Genomic DNA, 14526 nt, shown 5'->3' on the forward strand with positions numbered 1-14526 from the left:
CCCGGCCGGTGGGGGGTCAGTGCTCGGCCCGCAGGGCGCGCACCATCGACACCAGCCGGCCAGCTTCTGCGCGCCCCTCGGTCGTCCGGGCGAAGCCTCGGCCGTTCACGAGGACGCGGACACGGTGCAGCAGGTCATAGGTCTGTGCCGCCTGCGTGGTGTTGGTCGTCATCCATTCGAGCGCCATCGCTCCGGCGATCAGGTCATCGACCTGGAAGGGCAGGCCGGCCGCGACGGCATCGAGCGCGGACGCGGCGGCGTCCAGCGCCTTGGCGGTGAATCCATCGGGCAGGGTCATGGTGGTGGTCATGGGTCGTTGCCTCCGTGGCGGGGGTTAGCGTTTGCTGGTGAGGTAGCGGCGGGCGTCTTGCAGCGTGCCGGCGACGTGGTGGACGCGGCCCGACAGGCTGGACAGGCGGGCGGCCAGCTCGTCGTACTCCTTGGCCCGAGCGATGCCGGCGCGGGCTTCGGCAATCTTGGCCGCATCGCATCCGATGTAGTCGCGGCGGCGCGGCTCTCCGTGCTTCTGCGGATACAGCAGATAGAAGTATTTCGGCTCGTCGTTCGCGTCCTTGCGCCAGTGCTCGCTTGCGTACACAAGGCCGGCTTTTTTCAGCTCGGCCATGCGAGCGGACACGGCGGCAATGTCCGCTTCCAATCCCTCGATAAGTGCGGGCAGCTCTCCGGCCAGCTTCATCAGCTCGGCGGTGTGCGCCTTCTTCGTTGCCATTGTTCAACCTCCGAAAATGGCCGCCTTGGCAGCGGCGAGAATCACCGCCAGGGCGGTGGTGCCGACCATCGAAACGGCGACGGTCAGGGCGAAAAACTGGACATAGACAAGGCCAGCTCCAACCGCCATGACGCCGCGCAGGATTGCGGTTGCAGTCTTCACGATCAGGTCGTCGATGATTCGCATGTCATCCTCCTTTCAGGATGGGAAGGCCGGGCTCCCGGCCTTCCTATTGGACACTGCGCCTAGTCCAAAATATACCAGATTGGCTATTACACGTCACCAACTTTGGTAAGCGCATTCAGGGCTTTTTTCACTTCCTGGCCGGCCCAAATGCCGGCGTTGTTCAGTTGGCGAACCCAGGCACCACGGGACGGCGACCACTTGAAGGCGTGGCGCTTCAACAGGGCGCGCGTGGCCTCGTCGGGCTTGCCGGGGAACACGAACATGACGCGGTTTTCCTCGGTGTCCTCGCGGTAGGTGTAGCCCTCGGCCTCCTGCTCTACATCGACACGCTGGCGGCGCTTCTCCAGCTCGGCGATGCGGCCAGCGATGCGGCGGGCGTTCGCGTTGTTGTTGCTCAAGGCGTAGGACGGGAAGCCGACGCGGCCCGCGAAGTCCGGTTTCAGCAGCTCGGCCGCCTGGGCCTCGGTCAAACCCTGGGCCACCAGTGCGGCAATGCGTGTTTCCTCGGTCTTGTGGGTGCGAATGGCCTTGTTCGCGGCCTTCATGCGCTCCTGGGCCTGCTCGACGTTCGCCAGCTCGGCGCGCAGCTTCTCGATGGCGTCCGGGTCGTCACTCGAAATGCCGCCAGTGCCCACGCTCGCCGCTTTCTGCTCGTAGTGCTTGGCCTTGTCTTGCAGGGCGAAGGCTTTGCCATAGGTGGTATGGATGCGGTCACGATAGTTGCGGTCGCGCGTCTCGCTGTGATGGCCGACAAGGATCGGCTGGCCGAAGGGGATCGCCTGGGCCATGTCTCGGGCGCGGTTGTAGGTGCTCGCGCTCTCGGCGCTGGCCTGCTCGGCGCGTTCCTCGTAACGGGCCTTGCGGGCGGCTTGCTTCTGTTCGTATGCGTTCATGGTCTTTGCTCCTGGTAGTTGAGAAGGGGAGCGCCCCGCCTGGGGCACTCCGGGAAGTTGTCAGGCGTTGCGCTTGGCTGCGTCGATCTGCTCCAGCGTCCAGCGGCTGCGGGCTTCGCCTTCGAGGCTGCACGCGGCGAAATAGGCCCGGCTGCGCAGTTCCTCGGCTTTGCGGGTCAGCTCGGCCGCCTCGGCCATCAGCTCGGCGATGTCGTCACGCTTGGCCTGAAGCCCCGTCGCTTCCACGCCCGGCAGCACGTCCACCCACGCCATTACCTTGTTTTTCATCGGCTTCATTCCCCCGGTTTTCTGCTGTTCAACCTCTGCTCTGCTAGATGCTTGAGCCGGCTTTTCAAACTGAACTTGTTGGTGAGTCATGTCGCATTTCTCCTGTGGTGTTGAACCTTGCTCCGCTGAGTGCCTTTCGCCGTGATTGCCCGTAGGTGGGCCGGACAGGACGGCGCGGAAAGGGAGAAACCGGAAGCCGCAGCGCAAGCGAGCGCAGCGAGTGCGAACGGGTGAGGATTTCAGGGCTTGCCCGGCCCTTGGAGCGACGGCATGGCTGGACTACCGTCTAGGGCAGGCGAAAGGTGCGCAGTGGAGCAACGCCACCGGACGATGACGACATGCCACCAAGGGCGGGCGCGGAACGCGAGCGCCCTACGGCCGACGCAGGCGGCACAACCAGACGGCCGCGCCGGCTGCGTAGCGGCAAAGCCGCCTTTCTCCACCGCCAGCGGCGGGGGCAGCGTGCATGAACCAGCCGGCCCGGCTGTGTGCAGTCTGCCGACGTGGCGGCAGTCTGCGGGCTTGTGTGCAGCACGGCGACGTGTCGCGGTGTGCATGGACTGGTTGCCCGCTGCGCGGGCCTACACACCGCCCCCTCCTGCCCTGGGCAGGGTGGGGGAAAGGGCGTCTTCGACGCCGAAGGCGGTCGGGCTTGTTGGTGACGAACATCCCGCCGGCGCCGGCGGGATCTGTCACCACATGAAGGGGAATCGTTGGTGACGCGGCCGAGCTGGCCAGCTCGATGGCGTGTCGCCATCTTGGGGATGGTGACGGGCGAATCCAGCTCGATGGATCTGCCTGTCACCAGACTGGCCGATGGTGACATCGGCCGCGCACCTGGTCGGCCGCGGTGTCACCAGTGGCCGGCCTTTGAATGCTGTCCACATATCCACGGGCCGCGAAGGGTGCCTACTACTCCCGTAGCAGGCCGGTGGGTATGTGGGCAGGAACCCGCCAGTGGTCGGACGGCTGGCCGACGTGGATCACTGGCGGCGGAATTGCACGGGTTTGGTGACAGCCGCAGCGCCTCGATCGCGCGGGCCTGTCGCCATTGGGCATTACCGCACGTTGAAGGAATGGGGCAAAGCCCCATTCTTCATAGAAGGCCGTGTTCGGCGAACGATAGCGTGCTGGAGCCGGCCACAATGATGTGGTCGAGCACGCGCGCGTCTATAAGGCTCAACGCCTCTTTGAGCCGGGCCGTTAGGCGCTTATCAGCTTCGCTAGGTGAAGCGATGCCACTTGGGTGGTTGTGAGTGAAAATGAGCGCGGAAGCGTTCAGCCGCAAGGCGGTTTTCACGATTTCCCGTGGATACACGGACGCGGCATCAATGGTGCCGCTGAACATCTCTTTGTAGGCGATCAGCCGATGTTGGCTGTCGGTGAAAATGACGCCGAACACTTCGTGTTCGATGCCCGCCAGCTTGGCGACCAGGAAGTCTTTGACTGCCTGCGGGCTGCTGAATTGTTGGCCCGGAAGGGCCAGCGAGTCGGCGGCCTTGCGAGCGCCGGCCAGAACCTGGGCGGCGGTGGCAACCTGATATACGCCGTCAGCGTCTCGGACATACAGCGACTCGTCGCTGTTGATGTTGTCGAAAGACAGCTTCATCTGAACCATGTGAAACCTCCGGTTGAACGTAGGGCGGGATTGCCCTTTGCGACCGAAGGCAGCACGCCGCAGCGCAGGCGTCAGGGGTGGAACGGCCGGCAGGCCGCAAGCGGAACGCGCAGCCCTTGACGCCGAGAACGGCGTGATAACCTGAAAGAGAGCAAGCAATCCAAACCCGAACCGCAAAGCGCGTCCGAAAGGGATTGACGCCCGAAGGGGTCGAGACAAGCGCGAAGTGCGCAGGCTCGATGCGAAGCACGAAAGCCCGGCCCCGGCTATGCCGGGGTGAGTAATGTCCTGGTTCTATTCGTGACGAACCAGCCGCCCGGCATCGTCGGAAAACTGCCCGGCCGCAGCATCGCCGAAGGCATTCAGATAAAGTGCGTAAGCCTGTTGCAGCGCCTCGGCCGCTCGGCGCTTTAGCTCCATCTGAACGATGTCCGTCTTTTCCATGCTCATAAGCTCACCGAGCGGAGCATGTTTGACGGTGTAAAAATCTGGATTGATGCGCTCTGACATACCGATACCTTATTCGTGTTGACGATGCCGAAACTGCCACGGCGGAACCGACGACGGGTCGGCCCACAAGCCGCGCCGGCCGGCGCGTGCTTCGTCCTCCAGCGCGAACAGGCTTCGGTCGGTCGCGTATTGGCGATACACCCAGGCCATGCCCTGGCGAACCATTTCGGCGTTGACGTTGACGCCGGAGACATAGACGGTGCCGAGCGCGCGGCCGTAGCGGTCGCGGCCGGCATCGGCGACGGTGACGGACTGGCGGAAGACCAGCGAGGAAAGCGCCTGACGGGAGCGGGTGCCGAAGGCTTGCCGCTTCTCGGCCGCGTCGATCTGCGCGAGGCGCACGCGCACGGGCTGGCGGTCAATCAGCACGTCGATGGTGTCGCCGTCAAGGATGGCGATCACCGGGCCGGCGAAGTCGGCCCGCGCGGCCGAGGCGAAGCCGAGCGTGCAGGCGCAGGCCAGCGCGGCCAGGAACTGGCGGCGGTTCATAGCGGAAGCCGGCGCTGCTTAGGCGCGCTGCTGAACGGCACATGCGGAGGGCTTGGGTACAGCACAAGCCCGTTCGGCGAATCGGCGACTTTCGCCTCGGGATAGACCACCATCACATGCTTCAACTCGCGCAGGAAGGCGCGCTTGAAGTCGCGCAAGCCCTGTTCGTCCATCGCGTAGCCGGCACCGAACTGGCCGGCGAGCGACACCCAGGGAATGGTCGTGCGGCGCGACAAGTAGCTCATGCGGTGCGACAGCCACACATAGATGTCCAGCGCCAGGGGCGACTTTCCGAGCGAGCGCATCGCGCGAACGTCAACCGGCAAGGGGTGCTCGATGCACTCCTTGAAGAACGGTTCGGAAAGCTGGAGATTCGATTGCCATTGCCCGGCCTGCTCGGGGTTCTGCGGTTGCCACCACTCGACGCGATCAGCCAGCAGGACGTTGGACAAGGCCCACGAATCGGCCCCCTCGTAGTGGCACGAAATGACGGCGCTGAAAAGCGTCGTCATGGCGTGTTTCAGGCGCGTGATGTCTCCGCGCTTGCCGCCCGAGCTGTGCATGCCCAGCTCGTCCAGATACTCGGCCAGCGAATTGCCCAGGTGCAAGACGCGCTCGCCGGTTTGCACGGCTTCCGTGCAAACCCAGGTCAGCAGCATGCGCGGCACCGTCCCGAAGGGAAGCCCTTCGGGGTGGGCCGTCATCATCGTGAGCACGAAGTCGCCGTTCTTGCGAACGAAGCGGTATTCGTCCTGCCGCCTGTGCGGCAGCGTAGCGATGGCGAGCGCGCGAGTCATGAAGCCTAGCGTGCCGGCGCTCTTGGCGTCCTCGCGCTCGATGGCAAGGTGGGCTTCGATCAGGTCGCGCACGCGCTCGGGAATCTTGCCGTTGCGGTAGTCGAAGACGGCGCGAATCGGCTTCTCCTTCGCTGTGCGCGCGAGCTTCTTCGCGGGTGCGTTGCTGGCCGGCGTGCCGGCCGCCGCGCTGGACTCGAAGGCCGCTTCGTCGGCCGGGGACGGTAGGCCCAGGAGTTCCGAGGCCGGCGCGGCAGCGTCGGCCGATGCCTTGCGGGCCTCGGCCGTGCGTCGGGCGAGGCTGGCCGCGTCTTCTTCGCTCATGCCTGCGCGCATGAGCGCATCGCGGTAGTCCGTTTCATTGAACGGCGGCGCGGCGCGTGTTCGCCCTGTCGTTGTCGGTTTTCTGCTCATGAATGCCCCTCCTGTCCGCCGACCAGTGCGGCCAGCGCCTGCCGCTCGGCGGCGATTTCTCCGACTTCAAGCTCAACCGCAAGGGCGTGGCTCTCGCTCCAATACTGCCGCAGCAGGGCGGTGCGTTCCCAACGGCTCACGGTGCCGTTCTGCATCGCCTCGGCGACACGCGCCTGGAAGGCGCTGGAGCCGGTCTTGTAGGCGTTCTGCAACTGGCGATAGCCCAGGGCGTCGATTTCCATCGACTGGTAGATCGTGGCGGCTGCGCCGGCCCCCAGGACAAGCAGCAGGGGCACCAGCATGTTGCGGCGCAGCCAGCGTGCGAAGGTCTTCATTGCTCGGTGCCTCCCATGTACGAATTGGCTAGGCCGACCGCGAGCTGTTCCGAGGTTTTGAGGTTCATTTCTTCCAGTCCACGAAGGTAGGGCTTACGACGATGTTCGGCGACACCATCAGGCCGCCCGGCGTGACGTGAACACCAAGCGAGCCGGACACCGGCAGGCCGCCGATGTTGTGCATGCGGTAGCTCGTGCCGCCGTAGTAGTAGGGGCCGCTCGCGCAGCCGCCCAGGGCGGCCAGCAGCAGCGGCAGGATGGCGAGGCGAAGCGTTTTCATCTGTACCCCCTCGGCCGCTACACGTCGGCCTGTTGTTGGTCGGGTTGCCAGCCGGCCATGTTCACCTTGGCCGTGCCGAAGCCGATTTCGCGCAGCAGCTTCAAGGCCGTGCCCGGCTCAACGAACAGGCGCGGCTTGCGGTCGGAGTAGCGCACCAGCACCACGCGCCCGCCCGAGCGGGAATCGGCCACGAGGTAGAAGCCTTTCCCGTGCGCTTCGAGCGTGACGGCGGCAAGGCCGCCCGTCTCGTGCGTGGCGCGGAGCTGTTCAAGGGTCATGCTGTGCATGTTCATCGCGTGGCCCTCACTCGTCCGGGGTGACGTGCTCGATGATGAGGTCGTCCAGCTCGGCGGCGAAGGTGTGCGCGCGGCCATCGGCCGCGCTCGCCGCTGCCAGCTCCCAGGCCAGCGGGCCGGCGCTCGGGCTGTTCAAGTTGTCCTCGATCACGCCCAGGCATTCCAGCTTGTGCATGCCGGCGTCCAGCTCCGGCTTGGCGTGCTCGGCGATGAAGTCGGCGAACTTGCCAGCGCCTGCCGGCGTGAAGTCGTGGATTTGCTGATAGGTGTCCATCGGTGTTCCTCCTGGTGGTTAGCGACGGGACACGGACACGTCCGCGTCCTCGGGGATGTCGAACTTCGAGAAGGCCGCCGCGCGGGCGGCTTCCTCGGTCGTTTCATGGACGGTGCCGAGATAGCGGCCGTCCGCGTACACGTTCCATTCCTTCATTGCGTTGCCCTTTCGTTGGTGACGGAAGCATCGAGGCCTGGCGGCGTGTCTGTCGCCAAGCCTCGATGCGGGTTCTTGCCCGCGAAGTAGTCGGGCCGCGCCTCCAGCTCGCGGGCGATCAGCTCGTCGGCGAACAAGGGCGCGGCCTTCTCGACGCGGCGCGCGAGATTGCGGCGGCGTGCCTGCGCCTTGCGCTCGTCGCTCCAGCGGCGGATTTCGGCCGGCTGCGGGAAGTCAACGCACACGGCATAGCCGGTGCCGGGCTTCCAAAGATCGGCCACCACGGGCGGGCACTGGTCGCCGGCCGGAACCTCGACCGCCGCCAGTTCCAGCGGGCCAGGGCAGGGCTTGTGCGGCAGGCTCCAGCGCAGCGAGTAGCGCCACAAGCCGGCCGGCTTCCTGGTCGTGGTGGACGCGGCCCGCATCATTCGGCCCGCAGCTCGTCAAACCAGCCGGATGCCACGCGCTGGCACTCGCTCACGCTCTCGGCTTCGCCGATGGGGTCGTCCATGTCCTCGGACGCGGCGAGGGTGAAAATCTCGGCCTCGGCGTCGTACTGCGCCCAGGCTTCGCGGCCCAGGTCGCGGTCGGCCAGGACAAGGAAGGGGCGGCCGTTGTGCTTGCTCATGGTCGCCACCTTAGAAGCCCTGCTTCGTCAGCTCGGCGGTCATCGTCTTGGCGACGATGCCGGCCTGCTCGTCGGACAGCGTGCCAGTGATGGCTTGCAGCGCCTGCGCTGCGGCCATCGCCTTGGCGAAGTCGGCGCGTAGCTCGCGCACGGCCTTGGCCTCGCCCGACTCGGCGAAGCGGCGGTAAATGTTGGCCCACTCGCCCCAGGTCGGGGTCATGTCGATGGTTCGCATGGGTAGCTCCTTATCGGCTGATTTGGCGATCACGTTTAACCGTTCTCGATGTCCAAACTATACCATATTGGCAAATAAAAAGGTGGAAACGTGGGACGAAAGGGCAAAATTTTTTTGCCCTGTCTTGGTGACGCGGCCGAGCTGGCCAGGAGCTGCGGCCGTCACCATGTCGCGGTCAGGCGTACCACGTCACGGGGCGCGGCGTGCCGTCCCACTTCGACAGCTCGCCCAGGGTGTGCCAGCCGGTCGCGCGGCGGGTCTTTTCCTTCGCGCCCTGGACGTACTGGCCGGGCTTCGGTGTGCTCTTGCCGGTCATGCTGCCCGGCGCGCTCTCGATCCGGTCGGCTTCCAGCTCGCGCACCGTCGCCGAGCGGCCGGACGGCACGCGCACCACTTCGTAGAACGTGACGTTCGTCTGTTCGTAGCCCCACACGGAATAAACGATGTCGCCCACGGCCAGCCCGTGGCCGGCCTGCTGCCGTTCGCGCTTGCGCGTCTCGATGCCTTCCTCGTACTCCACGAACGACGCCAGCGAACGGTCGCGGGCCTCGGCGCTGCCGAACGCCAGGAAGCGCGCCGGCTTCGACTGGCGGCCCTTGTAGGCCAGCAGCGCGGGGCCGCGCTTGCTCTCGTAGCAGTAGGCCACCACGGCGGCGGCGGGAAATTCGCGGGTTTCGGCGTTCTCGGGGATGAATCGGGCCATGTTGTGCGCTCCTGGTCGTGTCGGGTAGCGGGTGCCCTCGTCGGGCACCCTGCGGGCTTAGTCTTCGTTCGGCAGGCCGATGGTGATAACCGGCTCGCCGGCATCGCCGGGGCCGATGTGCATCGCCAGCGCCACGCGGCGCGGCCGGATGCCTCGGCCCTGCACCGGCACGCGGTACAGCTCGAACACGCGGCGGGGTTGATCGCCACGCACGCGGGCGGCGAGTCGGGCCATATAAATCACGTCCCAAAGGCGGCCGGCTTCGTCCTGGATCGTGGTCTTGCGCTTGTCGGTTTCGGCCGTCCACTCGACGCAATCGGCCCAGGCCGCGCGGGTGATGGCGACGGGCACCGTAAAGCCGGCCTCGCGGGCTGTCTCGCTCACGTCGATCAGGTCGCCGTCCTCGATGAGCTGCGCGCGGGTGTGCGTGTGGATCACGTCGGATGCCTGGAAAAGTTCGTTCATGGTGTGCGCTCCTGGTCGTGCTGTTAGGCGGTTTGGCGGGGGTTGCAGGCGATGCCCTCGCGGCGGCAATAGGCCACGATGTCCGCGCGCTCGGCGAGGCGGTCTTTGCCCTGGCCGAAGGTGAGAACGTCCATCGCGGCGGCGACGTGCGGGGCCATCCACTTGATGGCGGCGCGGCCGTTGTCGCGGATCAATCGGCGGGCTTGGCGGTATTCGGTGCGGGTCATGGTGTTGGCTCTCCAGTGCAATACAAAATCAGCGTGCGCGGCGCTTCGCGTCGTCCAGTCGCTCGGCCAGCTCGGCGTCGGTGATGCTCGCGGCCGTCACCAGTCCGCCGCCGAACTTCGCCCAGCTCATCAGCGACAGCGAGCCGTCGGCCAGCCGGCCCCGGTAGTCCCGATGCGTGTCGCGCCAAACGGTCTTGAATGCGGCTTCGCGCTGCTCGCCCTCGAAGGTCGGCGCTTCGGCTGGCACCAGCTCGACGGTGCGCCAGGGGTAGGCGGTCATCTTGCTGACCATCACGCTGCATTCCTTCTCGGTCATCGGGTAGGCTGTTTGACGCTCGCGGCGGCCCGTCTTCGTGTTCACGACTTCGATGTGAAACAGGACGGTTTTCTGCTGTTCAACCTCTGCTCTGCTAGATGCTTGAGCCGGCTTTTCAAACTGAACTTGTTGGTGAGTCATGTCGCATTTCTCCTGTGGTGTTGAACCTTGCTCCGCTGAGTGCCTTTCGCCGTGATTGCCCGTAGGTGGGCCGGACAGGACGGCGCGGAAAGGGAGAAACCGGAAGCCGCAGCGCAAGCGAGCGCAGCGAGTGCGAACGGGTGAGGATTTCAGGGCTTGCCCGGCCCTTGGAGCGACGGCATGGCTGGACTACCGTCTAGGGCAGGCGAAAGGTGCGCAGTGGAGCAACGCCACCGGACGATGACGACATGCCACCAAGGGCGGGCGCGGAACGCGAGCGCCCTACGGCCGACGCAGGCGGCACAACCAGACGGCCGCGCCGGCTGCGTAGCGGCAAAGCCGCCTTTCTCCACCGCCAGCGGCGGGGGCAGCGTGCATGAACCAGCCGGCCCGGCTGTGTGCAGTCTGCCGACGTGGCGGCAGTCTGCGGGCTTGTGTGCAGCACGGCGACGTGTCGCGGTGTGCATGGACTGGTTGCCCGCTGCGCGGGCCTACACACCGCCCCCTTCCTGCCCTGGGCAGGGTGGGGGAAAGGGCGTCTTCGACGCCAGGGCGCGGCACCATGTCGGCGCAGCCGGCCGAACGGGGGTTTATCCCCATGTAAAGGCAGGCAATGATTGGTGACGCGAACGGGTCTTTGCTACTCAAACTGTCGCCAACTTGCTACAATTTGGCGACTGTGGACGCTCACCTGGTGATGCCAGTTGTCACCAGTTGGGCCGTCCAGCGCCGGAGGCGCTGCCGAGAGGGATTGACGCCCGAATGGGGCGAGACAAGGCCGTGGCCGCAGGCTCGATGCGGAGCACGAAAGCCCGTCCCGGCGTAGCCGGGCGAGCATGGGCAGGGAGCATTTTTTAAGCCGTAATTAGCCGAAACCACTACCAAAATATAGTGTTTTGGCGATACAATGTGAGTCGTTTTTGACTATGACCGACCCGAACGAAAACAGGACGAGCATGAAACTTCCTCCATGTAGTCCCGAGAACAGCATTCTGGAGGGCGATCTAGAGCTGGCCGTACTTCAAAAAACCCTTGACAAGCTCAAGGTGATGGAAACGCCAGTGGGCTTCTATGTCGTCGTTCTCTTGAAGTGGGCTGAGGGAAAAGAGTGGTATTTGACAACCCGACGCGACCGGAACATGCCGAAGGTTTTCAAGGACTTGAAACGTATGAACGATCATCTGCGCGAGGCTTATCCGACCGATAGCTTCGAGCTGTTTCGCAACCAGGAACTGCCGCCGCGACCGAAGTCGGCCAAGCCGGCGCAAAGCTCGAAGGCGAAGCCGGCACGCACCGCGCGCAAGACCAAAAAAGGGGGTGAACACTGACCAAAATATGGTATATTGGTAGCCGTTTCCTCGCTAAAGGGAGTCGGTTACATGCTGGATTTCATGGTCTTGGCGCAGCAATGCGCCCCTACGGTGGCCCCGCAGACGATGGCGGCCGTCGTGCAAGTCGAATCGAGCTTCAACCCCTACGCCATCGGCGTGGTGGGCGGAAGGCTCCAACGTCAACCCAAGTCGCAAGCGGAAGCTGTTGCGACGGCCAAGGCTCTTGAAGCCGCTGGCTGGAACTTCTCGGTAGGGGTTGCCCAGGTCAACCGCTACAACCTGCCGAAATACTCCCTAACCTACGAAGAAGCCTTCGAGCCGTGCGCGAACATCCGCGTCGGCTCGAAGATTCTCGAAGACTGCTACACGCGGGCTTTGCCCCGCACCGAGGGCGACCGGCAACGGGCGCTGCACTCGGCCTTCTCCTGCTACTACTCGGGCAACTTCACGCGCGGCTTCCGGCCTGACAAGGCCGGCGAGCCGTCGTATGTGCAAAAGGTCTTGGCGCAAGCCAACGTCGAGGCAAAGCCGATCCCGGTCGTTCCGTCGATCGCGCCGGGTGCAGCACGCCCGCAGCGCGTGACGGCGGCCGGCTCCGGGCCGGTCAAGGTGACGGCCCAGGGCGCGAGCGATGGGCCGCCTGCCGATCATGCCCCGGTGCTGCTGCGCCGGGCGAGCGAAGCGCCCGCGCAGCTCAAGCCCGTGGTGACAGGCGCATCCGCCGCGGCGGATCTGACTGTCGCCAAGGATGACGCGAAGGCCAGCCAGGGCGAGCAACCGGCGCAGCCGGCGCGCTCGGCCATCGTCTTCTGAGGGGGTACACGATGAAGCTCATGGTCGTGGAAAGCCCCAACAAGGTGAAGAAGATCGAATCCATCCTCGGCGACGGCTGGAAAGTCGTCGCCAGCGTGGGCCATGTCCGCGACCTGCCGAAGCACGACATCGGCCTGGAAGCGCCCGACTTCGCCTTGCAGTACGAATACATCCCTCCGGCCCAGGTACAGGGCCGGACGTTCCCAGGCGGCGAGGAACGAGTCGCCCGCATCCGCGCCCTGTCCGGCAGGGCGGACATGATCTTTCTGGCGACCGATCCCGACCGCGAGGGCGAAGCCATCGCGTGGCACCTGAAAGACGCTCTCGGCCTGGACGAAGGCGACTACGAACGGGTGACGTTCGATGAAATCACCGAGAAGGCGATTCGGGCGGCACTGTCGCAGGCGCGCAAGATCGACGCCGATCTTGTGCAGGCCCAGGAAGCGCGGCGGGCACTGGATCGCATCGTCGGCTATCTGGTGTCGCCGCTGCTGTCGAACATGCTCGGGCAAAACCTGTCGGCCGGCCGCGTGCAAAGCGTGGCCGTGCGACTGGTCGTTGACCTGGAGCGCCGCATCGTGGCGTTCAAGAAGACGAACCACTTCGGCGCGGTGGTGAAGTTCGACGGCGGCGTGTGGAAAGCGGAGTGGGACACGAAGCCATTCATCACCGAGGACGTGCCCTATGTCCTCGATGAAGCCCTGGCGAAGCAGGCCGCAGGCTGCCGCCAGTTCAAGGTGCTGGACTCCGGCACCGACACGGCGCGCGAAGCGCCGCCGTCGTGCTTCTCGACCTCGCTCATGCTGCAAGCCGCGAGCGTCACGCTAAAGCGCGATCCCGAGCTGACGGCGAAGGATGCGCAAAAGCTGTTCGAGCAAGGCGCGATCACCTACATCCGCACCGACAGCGTGAACATCAGCGACGAGGCCATCGCCGAGGTGCGCGCCTACGCCGAAGGGCAGGGCTGGAAGCTGCCGGACGCGCCGCGCAAGTTCAAGACGAAGGCGGGCGCGCAAGAGGCGCACGAGGCCATCAGGCCGGCCCATATCGACGTGCTGGAAGCCGGCGAGGACGAGCATCAGCGCAAGCTCTATGCGCTCATCTGGAAGCGGACGGTTGCCTCGCAACTGGCCGATGCCCGCTACAAGGTGAACAGCGTCACCTTGGAAGCGACCGATGGCGCGAAGCCGTTCCAGTTCAAGGCCAAGGGCCGTACCCTGATTGAACAGGGATGGCGAGTGCTGACGGCGAAGGACGCGGTGGAAGACAAGACGGACGACGAGGCCGAGGACAGCGCCGGCAAGGTGCCGGTGCTCGATGTCGGCAGCGCGAAGCAGGCCGACAGCGGCGAGCTGCTGCGCAAGGTGACGAAGGCACCGCCGCGCTTCACGAAAGCGAGTCTCATCAAGAAGCTGGAAGACGAAGGCATCGGCCGCCCGGCGACCTATCCCGCGATCATGGGCAACATCATGGCGCGCGGCTACCTTGTCGAAGACAAGCGTTATCTGGTGCCGACCGAGACAGGCACCATCCTGGTGGAACATCTGGTGAAGGCCGGCTTCGAGTTCATGGAGCTGGCTTTCACGCGCGAGCTGGAATCGCAGCTCGACCGCATCGCCGAAGGCGAGCGCGAGTACCTGGACGTGGTGGCCCCGGCCTACGATCAGTTGAAGGCCGAGCTGGACGCCATCGCCCAGGGCGGCGACTTCAAGCCGCGCTTCGCGTGCCCGAAGTGCAGCGCCGGGCTGCGCAAGTACCAGAAGCCCGGCAAGCTGCCGATCTGGTACTGCACGAACGACGAGTGCAAGACCTTCCTGGACGACGTGGACGGCAAGCCGGTGGAACGCAAGGAACACCCGTGCCCGAAGTGCTCCACGCCCCTGCGGCGGTACAAGAAGAAGGCGGGCGGCCTGGGGTGGTTCTGCCCGACCGACGACTGCAAGACGTTCATGGACGACGACAAGGGGCGGCCGGTGGAACCGAAGGTTCACCCGTGCCCGAAATGCAGCTCGCCGCTGCGGCGCTTCCAGAAGAAGGACAAGGAAAGCGGCAAGCCCATCAAGGGCGCGTTCGCGTGGTTCTGCACGAACGATGAGTGCAAGACCTTCCTGGACGACGAGAAGGGCCAGCCGGTGGCGATCAAGACGGCCCCTTGCCCGTCCTGCGGCAAGCCGATGTATCGCCGCAAGGGCCAGTACGGCTACTGGTGGGGTTGCAGCGGCTTCAAAGACGGCTGCAAGGTCATCATGGACGATCAGGCCGGCAAGCCTGTACCGAAGCAGGCGAAGGGCGCAAAGCCCGCAGCCAAGGCGACGGTGAAGCGCGCGGCGGCACCTACGCGGCTTGTTCTCAAGACGCCAAAAAAGTAGAAAAACGCTCGCCAAAATATACTATTTTGGCGCGG

24 protein-coding genes are annotated in these 14526 nt (G+C 65.2%); 3 read left to right on the top strand and 21 right to left on the bottom strand.

All coding sequences use genetic code 11. The annotated features are described in order from the left end of the window. Window positions 1–16: 16 nt before the first annotated feature. From E5CHR_RS31230 to E5CHR_RS31330, 21 genes are all read right to left on the bottom strand, one after another. Window positions 17–310, bottom strand: a complete 294-nt coding sequence (locus tag E5CHR_RS31230; protein ID WP_159597429.1) for a hypothetical protein — start codon at window positions 308–310, stop codon at window positions 17–19. Between the two features lie 24 nt (window positions 311–334). Continuing rightward, window positions 335–730 (bottom strand): hypothetical protein, encoded by a 396-nt coding sequence (locus E5CHR_RS31235; protein ID WP_070697979.1) that lies wholly within the window; start codon window positions 728–730, stop codon window positions 335–337. Window positions 731–733: 3 nt separating this feature from the next. After that, the gene (locus tag E5CHR_RS31240) at window positions 734–916 is read right to left on the bottom strand and encodes a hypothetical protein (protein WP_159597428.1); all 183 of its coding nucleotides are present in this window, start codon (window positions 914–916) and stop codon (window positions 734–736) included. A gap of 86 nt (window positions 917–1002) precedes the next feature. Beyond that, window positions 1003–1809 (bottom strand): DUF3560 domain-containing protein, encoded by an 807-nt coding sequence (locus E5CHR_RS31245; RefSeq protein WP_159597427.1) that lies wholly within the window; start codon window positions 1807–1809, stop codon window positions 1003–1005. Window positions 1810–1869: 60 nt separating this feature from the next. Then, complete coding sequence (kleA, locus tag E5CHR_RS31250; RefSeq protein ID WP_232062358.1) at window positions 1870–2187, bottom strand: stable inheritance protein KleA; 318 nt, start codon at window positions 2185–2187, stop codon at window positions 1870–1872. A gap of 1006 nt (window positions 2188–3193) precedes the next feature. Continuing rightward, window positions 3194–3715, bottom strand: a complete 522-nt coding sequence (gene radC / locus E5CHR_RS31255; RefSeq protein WP_159597426.1) for a RadC family protein — start codon at window positions 3713–3715, stop codon at window positions 3194–3196. A 294-nt stretch (window positions 3716–4009) separates the two neighbouring features. Next, window positions 4010–4225: a hypothetical protein gene (locus E5CHR_RS31260; protein WP_046534443.1), complete on the bottom strand. Its 216-nt coding sequence runs from the start codon at window positions 4223–4225 to the stop codon at window positions 4010–4012. A gap of 9 nt (window positions 4226–4234) precedes the next feature. Next, complete coding sequence (locus E5CHR_RS31265; protein ID WP_159597425.1) at window positions 4235–4714, bottom strand: thermonuclease family protein; 480 nt, start codon at window positions 4712–4714, stop codon at window positions 4235–4237. Further along, complete coding sequence (locus E5CHR_RS31270) at window positions 4711–5922, bottom strand: replication protein RepA (RefSeq protein WP_159597424.1); 1212 nt, start codon at window positions 5920–5922, stop codon at window positions 4711–4713. The genes E5CHR_RS31265 and E5CHR_RS31270 overlap by 4 nt, the downstream gene beginning before the upstream one ends. Further along, the gene (locus E5CHR_RS31275) at window positions 5919–6257 is read right to left on the bottom strand and encodes a hypothetical protein (protein ID WP_159597459.1); all 339 of its coding nucleotides are present in this window, start codon (window positions 6255–6257) and stop codon (window positions 5919–5921) included. Before E5CHR_RS31275 ends, E5CHR_RS31270 begins: the two co-directional genes overlap by 4 nt. Before the next feature lie 64 nt (window positions 6258–6321). After that, a complete protein-coding gene (locus tag E5CHR_RS31280) occupies window positions 6322–6537 on the bottom strand; it encodes a hypothetical protein (RefSeq protein ID WP_046532838.1) in 216 nt (71 codons plus the stop codon). 17 nt (window positions 6538–6554) lie between these two features. Continuing rightward, window positions 6555–6815, bottom strand: a complete 261-nt coding sequence (locus tag E5CHR_RS31285; protein WP_070697966.1) for a hypothetical protein — start codon at window positions 6813–6815, stop codon at window positions 6555–6557. Between the two features lie 25 nt (window positions 6816–6840). Further along, a complete protein-coding gene (locus tag E5CHR_RS31290; protein WP_070697965.1) occupies window positions 6841–7107 on the bottom strand; it encodes a hypothetical protein in 267 nt (88 codons plus the stop codon). An 18-nt stretch (window positions 7108–7125) separates the two neighbouring features. Then, window positions 7126–7263 (bottom strand): hypothetical protein, encoded by a 138-nt coding sequence (locus E5CHR_RS31295; protein ID WP_158014636.1) that lies wholly within the window; start codon window positions 7261–7263, stop codon window positions 7126–7128. Beyond that, window positions 7260–7688, bottom strand: a complete 429-nt coding sequence (locus E5CHR_RS31300) for a theronine dehydrogenase (protein ID WP_232062362.1) — start codon at window positions 7686–7688, stop codon at window positions 7260–7262. Before E5CHR_RS31300 ends, E5CHR_RS31295 begins: the two co-directional genes overlap by 4 nt. Beyond that, entirely contained in the window at window positions 7688–7891 is a 204-nt protein-coding gene (locus E5CHR_RS31305; RefSeq protein ID WP_046532840.1) for a hypothetical protein, read from the bottom strand. Before E5CHR_RS31305 ends, E5CHR_RS31300 begins: the two co-directional genes overlap by 1 nt. A gap of 10 nt (window positions 7892–7901) precedes the next feature. Beyond that, the gene (locus E5CHR_RS31310) at window positions 7902–8126 is read right to left on the bottom strand and encodes a hypothetical protein (protein WP_046532841.1); all 225 of its coding nucleotides are present in this window, start codon (window positions 8124–8126) and stop codon (window positions 7902–7904) included. A 175-nt stretch (window positions 8127–8301) separates the two neighbouring features. After that, complete coding sequence (locus E5CHR_RS31315) at window positions 8302–8829, bottom strand: hypothetical protein (RefSeq protein ID WP_159597458.1); 528 nt, start codon at window positions 8827–8829, stop codon at window positions 8302–8304. A gap of 57 nt (window positions 8830–8886) precedes the next feature. Beyond that, window positions 8887–9294, bottom strand: coding sequence for a DUF6573 family protein (locus E5CHR_RS31320; protein ID WP_159597457.1), 408 nt, complete (start codon window positions 9292–9294; stop codon window positions 8887–8889). A gap of 23 nt (window positions 9295–9317) precedes the next feature. Beyond that, window positions 9318–9521 (bottom strand): hypothetical protein, encoded by a 204-nt coding sequence (locus E5CHR_RS31325; RefSeq protein ID WP_159597456.1) that lies wholly within the window; start codon window positions 9519–9521, stop codon window positions 9318–9320. 28 nt (window positions 9522–9549) lie between these two features. Then, window positions 9550–9882 carry a hypothetical protein gene (locus E5CHR_RS31330; RefSeq protein WP_197893625.1) on the bottom strand — a complete coding sequence of 111 codons (333 nt, stop codon included), beginning with the start codon at window positions 9880–9882 and terminating at the stop codon, window positions 9550–9552. 1052 nt (window positions 9883–10934) lie between these two features. On the opposite strand from E5CHR_RS31330, the gene E5CHR_RS31335 reads away from it, so the two are divergent. From E5CHR_RS31335 to topA, 3 genes are read left to right on the top strand one after another with little or no spacing between them, the layout of a single operon-like run. After that, the gene (locus E5CHR_RS31335) at window positions 10935–11306 is read left to right on the top strand and encodes a hypothetical protein (RefSeq protein ID WP_081340480.1); all 372 of its coding nucleotides are present in this window, start codon (window positions 10935–10937) and stop codon (window positions 11304–11306) included. A 51-nt stretch (window positions 11307–11357) separates the two neighbouring features. Continuing rightward, complete coding sequence (locus E5CHR_RS31340) at window positions 11358–12122, top strand: lytic transglycosylase domain-containing protein (RefSeq protein WP_159597455.1); 765 nt, start codon at window positions 11358–11360, stop codon at window positions 12120–12122. Between the two features lie 11 nt (window positions 12123–12133). After that, window positions 12134–14491 carry a type I DNA topoisomerase gene (gene topA, locus E5CHR_RS31345; protein WP_159597454.1) on the top strand — a complete coding sequence of 786 codons (2358 nt, stop codon included), beginning with the start codon at window positions 12134–12136 and terminating at the stop codon, window positions 14489–14491. The last annotated feature ends 35 nt before the right edge of the window (window positions 14492–14526 follow it).

The sequence above is a fragment of the Variovorax sp. PBS-H4 genome, from assembly GCF_901827205.1.
Lineage (GTDB): Bacteria > Pseudomonadota > Gammaproteobacteria > Burkholderiales > Burkholderiaceae_C > Variovorax.

Bases quoted from the DNA above. Each gene is read 5' to 3' on its own strand.
- E5CHR_RS31315 (WP_159597458.1), bottom strand. From the start codon at position 8,829: ATGGCCCGATTCATCCCCGAGAACGCCGAAACCCGCGAATTTCCCGCC.
- E5CHR_RS31300 (WP_232062362.1), bottom strand. From the start codon at position 7,688: ATGCGGGCCGCGTCCACCACGACCAGGAAGCCGGCCGGCTTGTGGCGC.
- E5CHR_RS31305 (WP_046532840.1), bottom strand. From the start codon at position 7,891: ATGAGCAAGCACAACGGCCGCCCCTTCCTTGTCCTGGCCGACCGCGAC.
- E5CHR_RS31230 (WP_159597429.1), bottom strand. From the start codon at position 310: ATGACCACCACCATGACCCTGCCCGATGGATTCACCGCCAAGGCGCTG.
- kleA (WP_232062358.1), bottom strand. From the start codon at position 2,187: ATGACTCACCAACAAGTTCAGTTTGAAAAGCCGGCTCAAGCATCTAGC.
- E5CHR_RS31245 (WP_159597427.1), bottom strand. From the start codon at position 1,809: ATGAACGCATACGAACAGAAGCAAGCCGCCCGCAAGGCCCGTTACGAG.
- E5CHR_RS31240 (WP_159597428.1), bottom strand. From the start codon at position 916: ATGCGAATCATCGACGACCTGATCGTGAAGACTGCAACCGCAATCCTG.
- E5CHR_RS31260 (WP_046534443.1), bottom strand. From the start codon at position 4,225: ATGTCAGAGCGCATCAATCCAGATTTTTACACCGTCAAACATGCTCCG.
- E5CHR_RS31320 (WP_159597457.1), bottom strand. From the start codon at position 9,294: ATGAACGAACTTTTCCAGGCATCCGACGTGATCCACACGCACACCCGC.
- E5CHR_RS31340 (WP_159597455.1), top strand. From the start codon at position 11,358: ATGCTGGATTTCATGGTCTTGGCGCAGCAATGCGCCCCTACGGTGGCC.
- topA (WP_159597454.1), top strand. From the start codon at position 12,134: ATGAAGCTCATGGTCGTGGAAAGCCCCAACAAGGTGAAGAAGATCGAA.
- E5CHR_RS31290 (WP_070697965.1), bottom strand. From the start codon at position 7,107: ATGGACACCTATCAGCAAATCCACGACTTCACGCCGGCAGGCGCTGGC.
- E5CHR_RS31295 (WP_158014636.1), bottom strand. From the start codon at position 7,263: ATGAAGGAATGGAACGTGTACGCGGACGGCCGCTATCTCGGCACCGTC.
- E5CHR_RS31285 (WP_070697966.1), bottom strand. From the start codon at position 6,815: ATGACCCTTGAACAGCTCCGCGCCACGCACGAGACGGGCGGCCTTGCC.
- E5CHR_RS31265 (WP_159597425.1), bottom strand. From the start codon at position 4,714: ATGAACCGCCGCCAGTTCCTGGCCGCGCTGGCCTGCGCCTGCACGCTC.
- E5CHR_RS31270 (WP_159597424.1), bottom strand. From the start codon at position 5,922: ATGAGCAGAAAACCGACAACGACAGGGCGAACACGCGCCGCGCCGCCG.
- E5CHR_RS31310 (WP_046532841.1), bottom strand. From the start codon at position 8,126: ATGCGAACCATCGACATGACCCCGACCTGGGGCGAGTGGGCCAACATT.
- E5CHR_RS31280 (WP_046532838.1), bottom strand. From the start codon at position 6,537: ATGAAAACGCTTCGCCTCGCCATCCTGCCGCTGCTGCTGGCCGCCCTG.
- E5CHR_RS31275 (WP_159597459.1), bottom strand. From the start codon at position 6,257: ATGAAGACCTTCGCACGCTGGCTGCGCCGCAACATGCTGGTGCCCCTG.
- radC (WP_159597426.1), bottom strand. From the start codon at position 3,715: ATGGTTCAGATGAAGCTGTCTTTCGACAACATCAACAGCGACGAGTCG.
- E5CHR_RS31235 (WP_070697979.1), bottom strand. From the start codon at position 730: ATGGCAACGAAGAAGGCGCACACCGCCGAGCTGATGAAGCTGGCCGGA.
- E5CHR_RS31325 (WP_159597456.1), bottom strand. From the start codon at position 9,521: ATGACCCGCACCGAATACCGCCAAGCCCGCCGATTGATCCGCGACAAC.
- E5CHR_RS31335 (WP_081340480.1), top strand. From the start codon at position 10,935: ATGAAACTTCCTCCATGTAGTCCCGAGAACAGCATTCTGGAGGGCGAT.